This is a genomic window from Bradyrhizobium sp. GW821-FHT13H05 (assembly GCF_058804065.1).
This window is the reverse complement of record NZ_JBXAPO010000004.1, coordinates 378,123-394,086: the sequence shown is the minus strand read 5'-3', so window position 1 is coordinate 394,086 and position 15,964 is coordinate 378,123. Positions and strand designations below refer to the sequence as shown.

Sequence of the window (15,964 nt, the reverse complement as noted above, 5' to 3'; positions counted from 1 at the left end):
CGTGGAGGATGTCGTGAAGCAATTGATCCCCGTGCCCGTCCGCAGGCACCTCCGAGGCTGGCTCAACAGCGCGAAGAATACACCCTTTGCAGTCGATCTGCTCGAGCTGCGCAGGTGGCAGATTGCGAGGAAGGACGTCGGCGTCAACGCCGCGCCGCGCAACGATCCGCGGCGGCTCGTTCTGCTGCCGTCCGATCCCTGGAGCATCCATCAATCGCGCGGCGATGAGGCGATGATCGAGGCGGCGGCCGGCGAGGTCAAGCGAACCTATCCGGACGTCGAGATCCACATCGTCACCGCAACTGCGGCGGCCAGCGCCGACGTGCGCGCCATGGGCTACAAGCCGCTGGAGATCTGGAGGCAGCCGTTTTCCTACGAGACGGTGGCGCGGGAGTTGTCCCTGATCCGGCCGGACTTCGGACTGGTGTTGGGGGCCGATGTGCTTGACGGCTATTATTCTCCGGTGGACGCCGCGCGCATGCTGCTCGTTGCCGACCTGATGGCGGCGTTCGGCGCCAAGGTGAGCGTACTCGGCTTCAGTTTCAATTCCCGGCCGGCGAGGGCGCTGCGCGAAGTGTTTCGATTGCTGGATCCGGGCGTGGTCCTGAATCTGCGCGATGCGATATCCCTCCGTCGTTTCGACGACTTCGCTCAGAAGCGCGCGCGTCTCGTCGCCGACGCAGCGTTCATGCTGACGCCGCGCACCGAGACCGCCTCGGTAAAGCAGATTGCAGCCACGATCGCGCGGCAGCGTGAGCAGGGTCGCAAGGTCTTCGTTTTCAACATCCATCCGATGTTGTTCAAGAAGCCGGAGCCCGCCAAGCTCCAGCAGATGATCGAGCTTGCGGCGGGGGCCATGGAGCGCCTGACGCGGGAGCACAACGTGAGCTGGTTGTTGCTCGCGCACGACTATCGCCCCGGCATCGCCGACGACAATTGTCTTCGGCCGCTGGCCGATCGGCTTCGCACCACGCTTGGCGAGCACGTACATCATGTCGAGCTGGTTCTGTCGGCTGGCGAGATCAAGGCCGTGGTTGGTCTGGTCGACGGCGTGATCACCGGCCGCATGCATTTGGCGATTGCTGCGCTGGGGCAGGGAACGCCCGTCGCGGCGATCACCTACCAGGACAAGTTCCAGGGCCTGTTCGCGCATTTTGGCGTCAGCGAATCCCTGCTGCTATCGCCGGCCCAGTTCCTCGTCGCGGACAGTTTTGAGAGGTTTCTGCTGCATTTCTTCGGCACGTACCAAGCCGCCGGCGAGCAGGTGCGCCAGGTGCTGCCGGGCGTCATGGAGCTGTCCCGTGCCAACATTGCGCCGCTGCTGGGCGAGGGCGCAGCGATGCGGATCGTGCAGGAGGCCGGCGGGAGGGTCGCCTGAGCGCCTTGCAGGCGTCAGTTGGTTGCCTGCTCCGTGTTGTCGAAACGCAGTGGTGTTTCGACGGGCTGAGCCTTGCGTGCGGGCATGGATCCGGCGTCGGCCCAGCGATTGATCAGGCGCCGCGTGGGGTTTTCGAAATAGGCGTAGGTGCGATCTGCGATGATCGTCAGCACCGCGCAGCAGGCCAGGGCGAACAGGCCGAACTGGTCCGTGCGCAGTCCGAGTGCGGTCCACAACGGCTTGAACGCACCGATGAGAACGGCATCGTGCAGCATGTAGATTGCATATGACGTGTTGCCGAGCCGTCCGAGCAGCCGCGCGCCCGGGACTTTGGCGAAGGCGCTTTCGCCCACAGCGGTGAGGAGGATGGCGCCGGAGAACAGCAGAATGGCCAGATCTGGCTTGGCGAAGACGTTGAGCACGAGCACGGAGACGGCGAACATGGCGATGCCGGCGAACACGACCCGCTTGTCCCGGTAAGGCGGCGACAGGCGGAACAGAATGGCGAGCAGAATGCCGTTCAGGAAGCTCGGCAGCGCACGGAGCATGCCGTAGTCGTAATTGGCCCCGTACATCTGCGATCGTTCCTGCCAGATCGGCAGATGGCCATGCGCCAGGACCAGATAGAGAACCGCGACGATCGCTGCCAGCACCACCGGCTTGACCTTGCGGGCGAGCAGCATCAGCAGCGGAAAGATCAGATAGCAGAAGAATTCGGCGCTGATCGACCAGGACGGCGAGTTGAAGCTGAGGTGATCGCTGACGCCCCAAGCCTGGACCAGAAAGAGGTTGTACAGGAAGTCTAGCGGGGTCGACCTTGCCGTGCGCTCCAGGCCGACGCCGATGAGCAGCACGAAGATGAGCAGGCTCAGCAGATGCAGGGGATAGATCCGCGCAATGCGGCGGATCATGAAGCGGGAGTAGCCGCGCACGCCACGTGCGTCCGACGGATAGGAATATGAGATCACGAAGCCCGACAAGATGAAGAACATGTCGACGAAAAGGCCATAGGACCCGTTCCAGGCCGGCGAGATGCCCTGATCAATGGTCTTCAGATGGAAGATGAAAACGCCGAGCGCGGCAACGAAGCGGTAGAAGTCGAGAACGACAAAACGTCTTGCTTCACTGACTTCCATCGGGCGTCGAATTCCTTGCGGCGGTGGCTCCTTCTAGAGATCAATTGTGACGCAAGTTCGCTGCGTCCGATCGACCGACACGGCGCAGTTGCAGATCAGCTCGCTTGGAATGGCGGACCTGGCCAGCTTCGCACAAAACTGAATCATCAAAGCGCAGGCGCCTGCCTCTCGGTGAGGCAGGCGCCTAGCTAATTTACAAGGCAGGGGCCTGCCTTGGCCGGTCCCGCATGACGATCTGCGGCGATCAGACGAACACGAAGTCGTGGCTCGTCAGGCTGCTCACATAGACGTTCTTCAGCAGGATCGAATCGCTCTCCGACAGCGTGATGACGGCGTTGTTGCCGGACTGCGTGATCTGCAGATGGCCGTAGTCCGCAGCCAGCAGTTTCGAGATCGCGATCGTGTCGTGATTGGTGGCATCGCCGGCATGGAAGTTCAGGATCTGGTCCTGGCCGTGATCGTAGGCGACGGTCGTCGAGCCTGGCGCCGTCGAGAACACGTCGTTGCCGGCCCCGCCCTGGATGGTCACGCCGCTCGCGACGGCCGTGACGTTGTGCGTGCCGTCGGTCTTGGTGTCGTCGAAGTACTGCAGCGCGCTGGCCGCATTGTAGTGCTCGTGCTGCGTCGTGCCGGTCTGTCCGTTGAAGTTGAACAGGAAGACGTCCTTGCTGCCGTCGGCGTTGTTGGCGACCTCCTGGGTCTTGGTGCCGGAGCTGTCGTAGATGTCGGTCAGCTTGCTGCCGTCATTGTTGACGATTTGGGTGTAGTCCAGCGTGCCGTCGGCGTGGGTCCGGGTGAGGGCCACGATGTTCCCGGATGCATCGAGGTGCTGATGCTGGGTGGTGTAGGATTGTCCGGTGATGTTGAAGCCCCAATTGTCGGATGTGCCGTCGGCGTTCTTGATGTAGGCGGCGGTTTTCACGCCGCCGGTATAGACGGTCGTCGAACTGTAGCCGTCGAGCTTCGTCGTGACCTCGCTGGTCAGGACCCCCTTGGAATCATACCAGTCCGAGGTCTTGGTGCCGTCGGCGGTCTGCGCCAGCGTGAAGGCCAGGCTGTTGTCGGCATGGGTGCGCACGATGCTGGTGAGGAAGCCCGTCGTATCGTAAGCGTCGTGCTCGGTCGTATAGGTCTGGCCGACGATGTTGAACAGGAACACGTCCTTCGAACCGTTGGCGTGATAGTCGGTTTCCGTCGTCTTGATGCCGGATGCATCGTAGTTGGTGACGACGCTGCTGCCGTCGCTGTTGATTACCTGGGTGTAGTCGAGCGAGCCGTCGGCATGGGAACGGACAACCTCGGTCGTGTTTCCGGATGGGTCGAGGTGCTGATGCTGCGTCGTATAGCTCTGGCCGGTGATGTTGTAGCTGTAATTGTCGTGGCTCTGATCGGCATTGGTGATGTAGAGCGCGGTTTTAACTCCGCTGGTGTACACCGTCGTCGCATTGTAGCCGCTCGGCTTCTGAAGGACCTCGCTGGTGAGAACGCCGCTGGCGTCGTACCAGTCCGTCGTCTTGATCCCGTCGCTGCTCTGCACCAGCCGGAAGGCGAGGCTGCCGTCGGCGTGGCTGCGCACCAGCGTGGTGAGGAAGCCGGTCGTATCGTAGATGTCGTGCTCGCTGGTGTAGTTCTGACCGGTGATGTTGAAGAGGAAGACATCCTTGCTGCCGTCGGCGCGAGTGTCGGTTTCCCTCGTCCGCGCTCCCGCGGCATCGTAATTGGTGACGACGCTGCTGCCGTCGGCATTGATGACCTGCGTATAGTCTAGCGTGCCGTCGGCATGCTTGCGGGTCACGGCCGTGACCTTGCCGGACGGATCGACGTGCTGGATCAGCGTGGTGTAGCTCTGGCCGGTGACGCCATAGGCGTAATTGTCCTGGCTACCGTCGGCATTCTTGACATAGGCGTTGGTCTTGACGCCGTTGCTGTAGAGCGTGGTCGAGGTAAAGCCGTCGGCCTTCTGAACGACCTCGCTGGTGAGGCTGCCGGCGGCATTGTACCAATCGGTCGTCTTGGTGCCGTCGGCCGTCTGGACCAGCTTGAAGGCGGGGCTGCCGTCGCTGTGCAGGCGCGTCAGCGTGGTGAGGAAGCCGGTCGCGTCATAGACGTCGTGCTCGGTCGTGTAGGTCTGGCCCTTGATGTTGTAAGTCCAGACGTCCTTGCTGTGGTCGGCATGATAGGTCGTCTCGACCAGCTTGACCCCCGTGGCGCTGTACGTGGTGATCACGCTGCTGCCGTCGCTGTTGAAGACCTGGGTCGAATCCAGCGAACCGTCGGCATGGGTACGGGTCACCGAAGTGACCTTCCCCGTCGAATCAAGATGCTGGACCTGGGTCGTGTAGGTCTGTCCCTTGATGTTGTAGGTATAGTTGTCCTGGGAATGATCGGCATTCTTGACGTAGGCGGCGGTCTTCACGCCGCTCGTATAGAGCGTGGTGGAGTAATAGCCATCGGACTTCTGGACGACTTCGTTCAGAAGAGTTCCGGCCGTGTTGTAGGTGTCGGTGGTCCTGGTTGCGTCGGTGCCGATATGAACGAATTTCGTCTTCACACCGGCGGTGTAGCTGATCAGGTCCTGGGAACCATCGGTGTAGACGACGGTGGTCGAGGTCGGCTGCCCGCTTGAATTGAGGCCGGTGTCAGACTTCGAGAGGAGCTTTCCGCTCGCGTCGTAAGTCTTCGTGTTGGTCCAGGTCGCGGCCGAGTTCGTCACCGAGAACGAGTATCCGTCCTGGATCTTGGAGAGGGCGCTGCCGTAATGAGCGATGATGTAATCCATGGTCGCCGTCGAGGCGACCGGCAGGACGTGCGAGTCGGTCAGCGTGATGGTCTGCAGCGCCGTCGACGTGCTGAGGTCGGACAGTTGCGGTACGATCTCGGCAGCCGTACCGCTGACACTGGTCCTTGTGTCCGGCGGAGTTCCGGTGGTGGCAGGCGCATCGATCTCGATGATCAGCGGGTGATCGCTGACCGGAATGGTGATCGTGCTGACGTCGGTGTAGCTGGCGATCGCCGTGGTTCCCGTCAGCGTATCGTAAACCTTCACCGTATGGTGCACGGCGCCGAGGTTCACCGTGACCGTCTGGGCCGTGTTGGCGACTTCGGTATCGGTGGCGTCGTTCCAGAGTTTCGGCTCGGCCCACACGACCAACTCGTAGGCACCGTTGCTCTTGCCGAGCACCATGCTGTTGCCCGAGGCCGGCATGTTGCTCAGGGTGTAGTTCAACGGATCAGTAGGCTGCTGACTACCCTTGCCGTCATCGGCCAGAATGGTCGTCAAGTTGTGGATCGCGGTCGCGGCGAGCTTGGGCGTCCCGTCGGAATTGAACAGTCCGAAATTGGCTTCGGGATTGGTGTTGCTCGCGGACGAGTCGCGGTCGAACAATTCGTACAGATAAGTCGCGCTCACGCCGGCCTTGTAGGCATCGACCAGGGTGTTCAGGATCGACTTGGCCTGCACCGTCTCGTTGACACCGAGATATTGGGTGTTGGCTTGCGTGGTGTAGCCGGTTTCCGTGATGACGACGGGCTTTCCTGGTGCCGCGGTCGAGACGGCGCTCAGTGTTGCCGCAAGTGAGCTGCTGGGTGTCAGGCTGGTGCTGACATAGGCGTGCGCGTTGGCGTAGTCGACCGAGCCCGACATGTTGCCGAGCTGGCTGTAACCCTGGGGATCGTTGTAGGCCAATGACAGATTGTAGACGGGGATGCTGGCGAGCGCGGCATCGGCATTGACGGCCTGATAGAGCGCACTCTGGAACTGAGCGGCGGCCGTGAGGCTCGAGCTACCGTTGTAGCTGAATGGCTGGTGATTGGCCTCGTTGAGTCCCTCGATGGCGCTGATGCTGCCCGGATGGCTCGCCACGAATTTCTCGAGCGACACGATGTAGTTCTGCAGTCCGGTCGTGCCGGTCTGGGGCAGGGCGGACGACACCAGGAAGTCGAACTTGTAGCCGGCGGCGGCCAGACCCTCGATGACAGGTTGCGCAGCCGGGCTGGTTCCCATCGCGTCGCGGAGATGGGTGACGCCGAGATACTTGAGGTCATCGACCATCATGGCGAGGTTGTTGTAGTCGGTCCACCCGAAGCCGGCATGCGTATTGACGCCGATGGAGTTGATGAAGCCGCTGGCGGAAAGGACGGTTTGATCTGACGACATTTCACACTCGAATTTCAGCGCGAGCAAAATTGCTCGCAGGGATTTGCGTTCAGTCTTCTCTGTCGAGTGTGAATTTCAGATAAAAATCGAAGCTACAAATCGCTGGCGAAGCGGGGTTCCTTGTGCAGGAACAGGCTTGCTCATGTGCAGCACAATATCGATCTGATGCCGGCGTACGATGGCGTGAGGAAGGCGCTTTCGAGATTTCCACGCTCTGCGCTGCTGAATGAATGCGCAGTTCGCGCGACTTTCGCTCCACGCATCGGACTTTGGCCGAGCGGTGCAACCTGCTCGCAGCACAATTGGGGGATAACGTTGTCGTCCTGTCTGCTGTTCGCGTCGAATTATCCCGCCTCTTATGCAATCTCATTCGTCCGACTGCACGAGGCGGGTGCATCTGCCTTTTCTGTAGGCGGGTAGATGGAGTAATTTTATCGTCATGGTTGTGTCATGCTCAGGCATGGCGCAAACCGCCGCTTGACATGACAGGGGTGACCGGCGGTTCCGCGTCAGAGCCGGAGACCGGCGGAGTCAGCCGCGGCGCGCCAACATGAGAAAGTCCCCGCGCCAGCCGATCGTGGCCGTTGCGATCGCAGCGATTGCGATCTTGCCGGCAAGCCATGCCGCCGGCTCCGTTGGCATGGAGCCGAGCGATCCGATCAGGATCGCGGCCACCAGCGCCTGCATGACCAGCGACCAGCGCGGGAATGCCTCGAATCGCAGGGTCGGGCCGAGGGCGACCAGAATCGTGGCGAGCGTTGCGGCCGCGGCGCAGCCGACCGCCCCTCGCGGCGACAGTCCGGCCAGCACCGCGACCAGGGACGAGGCCACGACGATCGCAAGCTGGCTGGCCGCGACGACGACGAGCCTGGTCGCAAGCTTCTCCAGATGGGGAACGACCGCGATGGTCGCCTGCAGATGGGTATGCAGGAAATAGAAGGCGGCGACCGTGGGCGCCGTCTCGAGGAATCCAGCGAGGCTCTCCTGCGGGACCAGGATACGGGCTGCATCCGGGATGAAGCCGACCAGACCGCCGAGCAGCACCAGGGTCGTGCAGATCATGAATTCGAACATCCGCCGGGCCGATTGGACCGATTTTGCGACGGTCCCATTTTCGAAGTCGTTGACCACCTCGGGATAGCTCACAGTGTGGATGGCCGCGTTGAGCACCCAGAAGGGACGTTGCAGCAAATCGAGCGCGATCGAAAATCCGGCCCCGGCCCCCGTCGCACCCAACCGGCCAATGACAATGACACGAAGCAGCACCGGCACCGACAGATGGATGACCGACGCGCCCGCCGCGAGCATGCCGTAGCGGGAGAACTCCTTCCAGTCAGCGAGCGTCGTGCGCAGCGACACGCGCTCCAATGGCGTGCGATAGGCGACCAGCGCGGCGAGGAGGCCCAGAGCGTGCCCCGACGCGATCCCTGATAGCGCAGCTTCGGCCGTTCCTGAAATCACACCTCCAGCAGCGGCCCCGGTCAAAAGCGCGGTGGCGCGCAGCGCAAGAAGAAGAGACGCGACGCCCAGCCGGTCAGACAGACGCACCGAGAGGAAATAGAGGTCGGCCAAGCCCTGAAGGACGGATATGCCGAGGCCAAGCGCGATGATCCCGGTCGGAAGAGCGCTGGCCAGAGAGGCACAGCTCCCGACCACGATGAGTGCTCCGGCACTCGTCAGACCCGCTGCAAACAGCGACCATCTCAGCCGGGGCGTTTCGTTCTCCCGGGCGGCGGCCAGAAAGCGCAGCCCGGCGAGCTGGAGCCACTCGAACGTCAGGACGCAGAGCAATTGGCTCGAGGCGAGTGCGAGGGAGAAGTTGGTGTAGTCGGCCGCAGGCAGCAGATGGCTGATCGCGAAGATCAGGACGATCGCCGCGGCGCTCTGATAGAAATAGCCCGCGATCGCGAAGAGGCGTGTCATCTCGGAATGAGGCGTTCCTTGCCCACCGTCGGTCCTTGCGGCGCCTCCGCCGTCGCGGCATGCAGGCGGGACATCCGCTGTTGACGCAATTGTTCATACAGGTTCTTGTATGAAGACAGCACGTCGGCAAAAATCCACTTGTTGGTATCTGCGATGAGGCGCCGGCTGATCTCGTCGATCTTCTGTGGATCCGCCGCGACTGCGAGCATGCTCTTGGCCAGGGATTGCGGATCGGCTTCGGTGAGCCAGCCGGTCACGCCGTGCTCAATGACTTCAGGCATGCCGCCAAAGCGCGTCCCGAGCAGCGGCCTGCCGGCGGCCTTGGCGTCTGCGACGACGAGCGGGCCGGGATCGTGCCAGATTGATGGGGCGACCACCACGTCGACCTGCTTGTAGAAATCATCCGGCACCACGAAGCCCATGAACTCGATTCGCGCATCCGGCGCGAGCGCCCTGAGGCGTCGTTTCTCCTCGTCGCTAACACGACCTGCGATCAACATCCGAATGCGGTCACGGGGCAGCAGAGCAAGCGCCCGCATCAGATTCTCGATGCCCTTTTCCTCCGTGAGACGGCCGATGAATCCGAACGTTACTTCCGTGGTGCAGACCGGACGCGGATAGGGCGCACGCGGTGGCTCGGTCGAAGCATTGCGGATTACGGTGCGAATTGGCGTCTCGGCGAACATGCCCATGTCGGTATGAATAGACAGGACGCGTTCACTCACGCCGACTACGGCGCTGAGCCAATGCGTGGCACGTTTGCGGTGAAAGGTCAGAATTCCGCAGCTCGTGCAGGTGTGTTCGCAAGAGCGTCCCGTCTCAAAGCGAGAGCAGCGCGGACAGGTCAGATAATAGTCGTGAAGCGTATGGAGTACGGGAACGCCGAGCTGGGCGGCAACGCGCCAGATCGCGGTCGTCAGGCCCGACAAGTTGTTGGAATGCAATACGTCGGGCTTGAATGCCCGGACACGCTCCGCAATCAACGGGGCTTGCATCTGCCAGTCGTCGACGGCGTGCCAGATGCTGCGCAGCGCGAGGTTCTTCCGCTCGGCGAAGGGCAGATAGATGTTCCGCACCGGCGAGGAATAAACGTTGATGCCGTTGCAGCTTTCGCGCGCCTGCCCAGGCGAGGACGCGGCCCGTATCACCTCCACCTCGTCACCGCGCTGGACCAGGCCTTCGGCGAAACGCCGCGCGAAGATCTCTGCACCCCCAACGATCTTCGGGGCCTGAGGCGTCGGATAAAGCGTGGACGTCAAAAGAACTTTCATCGCGTCAACCTCATGCCTGCAAAAATTGCGTTTACCGCGCCGGCCTTATCTCCAGGACGGGAACGGCACTGTCATTGGCTGCAATCAGGACCGGTGTGCTCGAGACCGGGATCCAGACGCCGGAGGCAGGTCTTGCCGCTGAGTCGCACGGCGTTGCAAAGCTTGCACCTTGCGGATCGCCCTTGAGCCGGATTTCGTAGCGCCGGTCCGGAGTCTCGGACCAGACCGCAACTCTGCCGCCGGACGTCGTTGATGCATTGATCGACACGACGCCGCTGGCGAGCTCTCGTCGCTCCGCGCCCAGGCTGGAGCGAATGAAGGCCCAGGCTCCCTGAGCCGCGCAGGCAACCGGCTTCGGCGAATTGTCGAAACGATAGAGGCCGAAATTGTCCTCGAGCTCCGACGGATTCTTCCCACTGTCCTTGAGCTCGTAGATCCACATCCCCTTCAGCCAGCGTGCGGCGGTCGACGCCCACAGGATCAGCTGGGCCGTATTGTCCGCTTGAGCCTGCTCGCTGACGCCACATTTGTTGGTCGCAGTGGTCCAGCCGGTCTCGGTGACATAGACAGGGAAGTCGACGTTTCCGCTGGCCTGGCCGACGAGGCGGTGAAACGCCGTGAGCCGGTCGATGACCTCAGCCGAGGTGCGCTTGGATGGTCCCATGCAGAAATTGTACAGATGGATCGATGCGCCGTCGGCATATTGGAGAATGCCGGTCTGGAGCATCTTCTCCGTCCACGTCCAACCCGGATCGTCGCCGAGCGCGCCGATCAAGAAAGGTGCATTCGGCGCGACCCGCTTGACCGCCGGTCGCGTGACCTCGGCAAGCGCCCGATAGTTTTCGGGTGAGAATGCGGGATCTTTCTTCGCCGCAAGGTTCCATTCATTCCACAGTTCGAACACCGGATGCTGCGGCAACACCGATTGCGCCGCTGCTGCAGCATAGTCGGAAAACCGCTGCCGGGCTTCGTCGGTCGTTGGAGGGGAGGAATTCGGGACGAGATGATGACCGAATGCGAGAATGAGGAGGGGGCGGGCGACGCCGGACCTGACTTGCGCCTCGAGCCTACTGAGCCGCGGAGTGAAGCCCATCCGGCGTCCAGCCAGCTCGAAATCGGACCAGGGAAAATCATCGCGGAAGGCGTTGAAGCCCAGTTGCTTGATCTGGGCGATGTTCTCCGAAGGCGCATATCCGCGCGCGCTGACCGGGCCACCAAGCCCCTGATGGGTGCCGACACCGAGCAGGAATCGAGCATCCAGCGGTTGAGCTTGCTGAGCACAGACAGGGGCCGACAGAAGAACGGATGCGATGATGATGCTTGTGAGGCGGAGGGTATCGCGAACCAAGATGCGTGGCAGTGTCATCGGCTAGATCATGCTCGAGAGTAATGCGTTCGCGGTGACACCAAATCCGGTCCATGACATTGCCATCGCGATCTCCTGCGTCTGCGAGGGCAAGCGTGGACCATCAGAAATTCTTGGAGAGATCCGATTGCAACCCCGCCTCGGCCTCGATCGGTGTCCGGTTGTCCTGGAGGAGCTCGGCGTAGACCTGCTGCAATTGTCCATGCGTCTTCTGAACGTCATAAAGCTGCTTGAACCGATCGTAGCCGCGCTGCCCCAACACTTTGAGATCGAGATCGAGCGCTCGTCGGAAACCTTCGACGAGCGGTTGAATGGCGACGGGCTCGCAAAGCACGCCGGTAACGCCATCGACGACGATCTCGGGTAGTGCTCCGCTGCGGAAGGCCAGGATCGGCTTGGCTGCGCGCATCGCTTCCAGGGCAACGAGGCCGAAGGCTTCCCATCGTGACGGGATCACGACGAGATCGGCGGCCTCGAGCTGGGTCTCGATGGTCGGGCGGTCCAGCCATCCCAGCAAGGACACGTTGGTTGGGACGGAAGGGCCTTCGAACTTATTGACGACGGAGGCGCCGACGATGCGGACGTCCAGGACGTCCTCAAGCAGCCGTGCGGCTTCGATCAGGAGATCGAAGCCCTTCTGCCGGTCCAGGCGCCCGATGAACAGGACCTTGATCTTCTTGGACGTCCAATCTGCCGCGACGGGGTGCGGCGTGCGGCTCTTCGATATGCCGTTGTGGACGAGGGTAAGGCGCTCGGCAGGAATTCCAGCGCGGACCGCTTCGTTGAACTCGTCGCCGGAGATGCAGATGATTCGGTCGGAGGTGCGCGCTAAAAGATTCTCCGCTGCCCTCGTCACGAGATGACTGAGGCGGCCGGTCTCGCGTGAAAACGCCCATCCGTGTGGACAATAGACCACACGCGGCCCTTCGGAACGGGCCGCCAGCGCGGGGCGAAGCACCAGACCTGCAAACGAGGAGTGCAGATGCACCACGTCCGGCCGAAAGGCATCCAGCGCTTGCATGCTGGCGCGCAGCATCTGAAACAGCCCGGAAATGCTGCGGCCCGACCGTTCGAACGTCGTGATCTGGCTGTCATCTATCGCGGCGAGGTCATGACGATGATCGGAGGGCACCACGTAGTGAACGTTCTCGATCCCGAAGCTTGCCTGTTGCTCCGGGTGCAGCTCGTTCAGGTAGCTTGCGATTCCGCCGCGGATCGTCTCGGCGACGTGCAGCACCTTCATCGTTTGCCTTGCGTAGGGCTGCGTGGGAGAGCCGGACATCGTGGATCCTCATTCTGAGCTCGCTGATGCGAACAGAGTTCCTCGAATACGTAGCGATATTGGGGCAGGGATGTGGTGATCTTGCGCCAAGATCTTTGGTGGGAGATTCTCGCAAGACCGAAAAAATTTTCATGGAACTATGCATGGGGCCGCGAGTTGCAAACTGTTTGTGCAAAACCATTGCGCGCGACAGGGAGTTTCTTCGAATTTCAGGTGGCGCTGGCGATGTTTGCCGGCCCAGCGAGATGATCGAGCAGGGCTTTCGCCGACTTCGTCCACGAATAGAATGCCACGCGATCCTGCTGCCTCATGCGTTCCTGATCAGAGATTGCGCCGGCCGCCAATCTTTCGAGCATAAGCTGCTTCAGCGCTTCGGCATCGTTGGCGCGAAAATACGCAGCCGCGTCACCGCACGTCTCCACGACGGCATCAGCTGTTGAGGCGATGACCGGACAACCGAAGATCATGGCTTCGAGCGGTGGCACGCCGAACCCTTCGTAAAGCGAAGGGAACACGAATGCCGACGCATGCGCATAAAGGGCTGCGATCTCACTGTCCGTCAGACGCCCGGCCAGCAGCAGGCCGGAAGTGCCTTCGCCCGAATTGTCCTGAAATACCTTGCTGTTGTCGCCACCGACGATGACCAGAGGAACGTCGGCCCGGTCAAGCAACCGGAGGGCGCGGATCGCGACAGAAAGATTCTTGTTCTTGGTCCTCGAGCCTACGTAGAGAAAGAATTTTTGCGACTGGACGCCGAGCCGGTCAATAATGCCGGGATCTGGCTTCGTCTTTGCGAAATGTTCTGCGCTGTTGGGGAAGACCGGGATCTCCGTTGCCGATAGTTTCAACACCTCGGCAAGTTCTCTGCGGGAAAAGGCCGATACGGTTGCAACGATTGCGTGCCGGGCGAGTAGCCGGTCCATCGTTCGGTGGACTGCCATATATCGCCAGTTGAAGAAGTCGGGCCTGCGAAAGACCTGCGCGTCGTGGATGACGACAAGGTGGTCGCGGTGGAGCACTGGGCCGGAATTGGCGAGGCTCAAGAGACGCGTGCCGGCGGCAGCGCGTGCTAAATCGATTTGATCCCACGCGTGTCCCTTCAATGTTCCGACTTGTTTGATTTGAATGTGGCGAAGTTCAGTCAGCTTTTGCGCGCCGGGCGGTACGAAAATTTTCCACTCTGCGTCCAAGAGTTGTCGTGGGGCCTCCCCGTTCGTGAGCAGGTGATCCATCGCTTTGACCATTTCGGCGGCGTAGCGCTGAACACCCGTTAGCGACTGTGACAGGAACCGACCGTTGATGGAGACTTTCAAAGCTGACCCTATTTGCTACGCGTCATCGCCCGCGCTTGCCTTAAGACTGAGCAGTCGCGCCGATCATACGATGTATTGCATATGTGACGCTTAAGTTAGAGCATTTGCAGCCGATAGCATGCGGCCATGCACGATGCCATCATGTTCCTGTCCATTTCGATGCGCTCGCTCGGAGCCGCTTGGTCATGACGGTTGTCGCAATCGTGTTGGACTTGCCTCTCATGTCTTGGTCTGGCATTCCTATGCGAATGGATGCGTTGATACTCTTGCGGCCGGTGATCGTTACTGGCGCTGCCGGCTTTGTCGGAATGCATGTTTGTGAGCGGCCGTTGATGCGCGGTAGCGCTTGTATTCGACGAGGTCTGGCCCGACCGCGTCGTGCATCTGGCGCGCAGCCCGACATGCGCGTGATCGACGCTCCCATCACCAGCAACCGCGTCAATTATGACGGTCTTGTCACTGTGCTCGAACCGGCCTGCATGGCCGGGAGTATCGCGTCTACGCCTTGTCGAACTCGGTGTATAGCGCAGACTACGTCCTGCCGCATTCGACCGAGCATTCCGCGAAGCAGCCGGTCAGCCCTTTCGCCGCGAACGTCCGGCGCGACATCGGCTTCGCGCCATCGACGCCGCTCGTCGAGACCCTGGAACGCTTCGTTCAATGATATCGACAGTATCACCATGTATAACCCCTCGCGTGAGTAGCTCGCCAATGTCCTCAAAAATCATCCCCCTGATCATGTGCGGCGGTGCCGGCACGCGGCTGTGGCCGGCCTCGCGCGAGGTGCGCCCCAAGCAATTCCTGCCGCTGTTCGGCACACGCTCGACCTTCCAGGACACGCTGCTGCGCGTCTCGGACGCCGCGCTGTTCGACCGCCCGATCGTCATCACCAACGCATCCTATCGCTTCATGGTGCTGGAGCAGCTCGCCGAGATCGGCATCGAGGCCGACGTGATCCTCGAGCCGATGCGCCGCGATTCCGGTCCCGCGATCGCAGCCGGCGCGGTGTTCGCGCAGAACCGCGCCAGCGATGCGATCGTGCTCGCGCTCGCAGCCGACCACGTCGTGCAGGACAACGCCGCCTTCGTCGCCGCCTGCCGTGAGGGCCTCACTGCCGCCAGCGCCGGGCGCATCGTCACCTTCGGCGTCAAGCCGGAACGGCCGGCGACCGAATACGGCTATATCAGCCCGGGCGAGGTGATATCAGGCGCGGTGCACGCGGTCGCGCGCTTCGTCGAGAAGCCGGATGCGGTGAAGGCCGCTGATTACGTCAGTTCGGGCTACTTCTGGAACAGCGGCAACTTCATGTTCCCGGCAACCGTTCTGCTCGACGAATACCGCAGGGTCGATGCGGCAAGCGTGGAGGCGATCGCCGATGCCGTCACCAATGCCGGCCGCGACCTCGGCTTCGTGACGCTGGAGCCGCAGGCGTTCGGCTCCGCCAAGGCGATCTCGATCGACTATGCGGTGATGGAGAAGACCTCGCGCGCAGCGGTGGTGCCGGTGTCCTGCGGCTGGTCCGACGTCGGCTCCTGGCACGCGGTGTGGGAGCTGTCCGACAAGGACGCGCAGGGCAACGCGTCGCACGGCGCCGCCGTGTTCGAAGACTCCCGCAATTGCAACGTCACCACCGATGCCGCGCTGGTCGCGCTCGAAGGCGTCGACGATCTCGTCGTGGTCGCCACCGCAGACGCGGTGCTGGTTTCGCGCCAGAAGGATGCCAACGGCCTGAAGCGCCTCGTGACGAAGCTGAAGACGGTCGCGCCGAAAGTGACCGAGGAGCATCTCAAGGTGCACCGGCCCTGGGGCAGCTATCAGTCGGTCGACAATGGCGAGCGCCACCAGGTCAAGCGCATCGTGGTGAAGCCGGGCGGGCGGCTGTCGCTGCAGAAGCACCATCATCGTGCCGAGCACTGGATCGTGGTCCGCGGCGCGGCCCGCGTCACCGTCAACGAGACCGTCAAGACCGTGCACGAGAACGAGTCTATCTACATCCCGATGGGCGCGGTGCACCGGATGGAGAACCCCGGCAAGATCATGCTGGAGCTGATCGAGGTCCAGACTGGAAGCTATCTCGGGGAAGACGACATCATCCGGATTGAAGACGACTACAAGCGAAGTTAGGCCGCTTGTAGTCGT

General features: G+C 61.8%; 10 protein-coding genes. 3 read left to right on the top strand and 7 right to left on the bottom strand.

Annotation, left to right across the window (positions count from 1 at the left end; all coding sequences use genetic code 11):
* Positions 1-13: 13 nt before the first annotated feature.
* Positions 14-1,378: a polysaccharide pyruvyl transferase family protein gene (locus AC1RR3_RS15125; RefSeq protein WP_492823869.1), complete on the top strand. Its 1,365-nt coding sequence runs from the start codon at positions 14-16 to the stop codon at positions 1,376-1,378.
* Positions 1,379-1,392: 14 nt separating this feature from the next.
* Here AC1RR3_RS15125 and AC1RR3_RS15120 read toward each other — a convergent pair whose 3' ends face one another.
* From AC1RR3_RS15120 to AC1RR3_RS15090, 7 genes are all read right to left on the bottom strand, one after another.
* A complete protein-coding gene (locus tag AC1RR3_RS15120) occupies positions 1,393-2,514 on the bottom strand; it encodes an acyltransferase family protein (RefSeq protein ID WP_492823867.1) in 1,122 nt (373 codons plus the stop codon).
* Between the two features lie 244 nt (positions 2,515-2,758).
* The gene (locus AC1RR3_RS15115; protein ID WP_492823865.1) at positions 2,759-6,670 is read right to left on the bottom strand and encodes an RHS repeat protein; all 3,912 of its coding nucleotides are present in this window, start codon (positions 6,668-6,670) and stop codon (positions 2,759-2,761) included.
* A 531-nt stretch (positions 6,671-7,201) separates the two neighbouring features.
* A complete protein-coding gene (locus AC1RR3_RS15110; protein WP_492823863.1) occupies positions 7,202-8,593 on the bottom strand; it encodes a hypothetical protein in 1,392 nt (463 codons plus the stop codon).
* Positions 8,590-9,864 (bottom strand): glycosyltransferase family 4 protein, encoded by a 1,275-nt coding sequence (locus AC1RR3_RS15105; RefSeq protein ID WP_492823861.1) that lies wholly within the window; start codon positions 9,862-9,864, stop codon positions 8,590-8,592. Before AC1RR3_RS15105 ends, AC1RR3_RS15110 begins: the two co-directional genes overlap by 4 nt.
* A 31-nt stretch (positions 9,865-9,895) precedes the next feature.
* Complete coding sequence (locus AC1RR3_RS15100; RefSeq protein WP_492823859.1) at positions 9,896-11,230, bottom strand: cellulase family glycosylhydrolase; 1,335 nt, start codon at positions 11,228-11,230, stop codon at positions 9,896-9,898.
* Positions 11,231-11,333: 103 nt separating this feature from the next.
* The gene (locus AC1RR3_RS15095; protein ID WP_492823857.1) at positions 11,334-12,512 is read right to left on the bottom strand and encodes a glycosyltransferase; all 1,179 of its coding nucleotides are present in this window, start codon (positions 12,510-12,512) and stop codon (positions 11,334-11,336) included.
* A 209-nt stretch (positions 12,513-12,721) separates the two neighbouring features.
* Positions 12,722-13,825 carry a glycosyltransferase family 4 protein gene (locus tag AC1RR3_RS15090; RefSeq protein WP_492823855.1) on the bottom strand — a complete coding sequence of 368 codons (1,104 nt, stop codon included), beginning with the start codon at positions 13,823-13,825 and terminating at the stop codon, positions 12,722-12,724.
* Positions 13,826-14,330: 505 nt separating this feature from the next.
* Here AC1RR3_RS15090 and AC1RR3_RS15085 point away from each other — a divergent pair.
* Both AC1RR3_RS15085 and AC1RR3_RS15080 read left to right on the top strand, forming a co-directional pair.
* The gene (locus AC1RR3_RS15085; protein WP_492823853.1) at positions 14,331-14,489 is read left to right on the top strand and encodes a hypothetical protein; all 159 of its coding nucleotides are present in this window, start codon (positions 14,331-14,333) and stop codon (positions 14,487-14,489) included.
* 47 nt (positions 14,490-14,536) lie between these two features.
* The gene (locus tag AC1RR3_RS15080) at positions 14,537-15,949 is read left to right on the top strand and encodes a mannose-1-phosphate guanylyltransferase/mannose-6-phosphate isomerase (RefSeq protein WP_492823851.1); all 1,413 of its coding nucleotides are present in this window, start codon (positions 14,537-14,539) and stop codon (positions 15,947-15,949) included.
* Positions 15,950-15,964 lie beyond the last annotated feature (15 nt).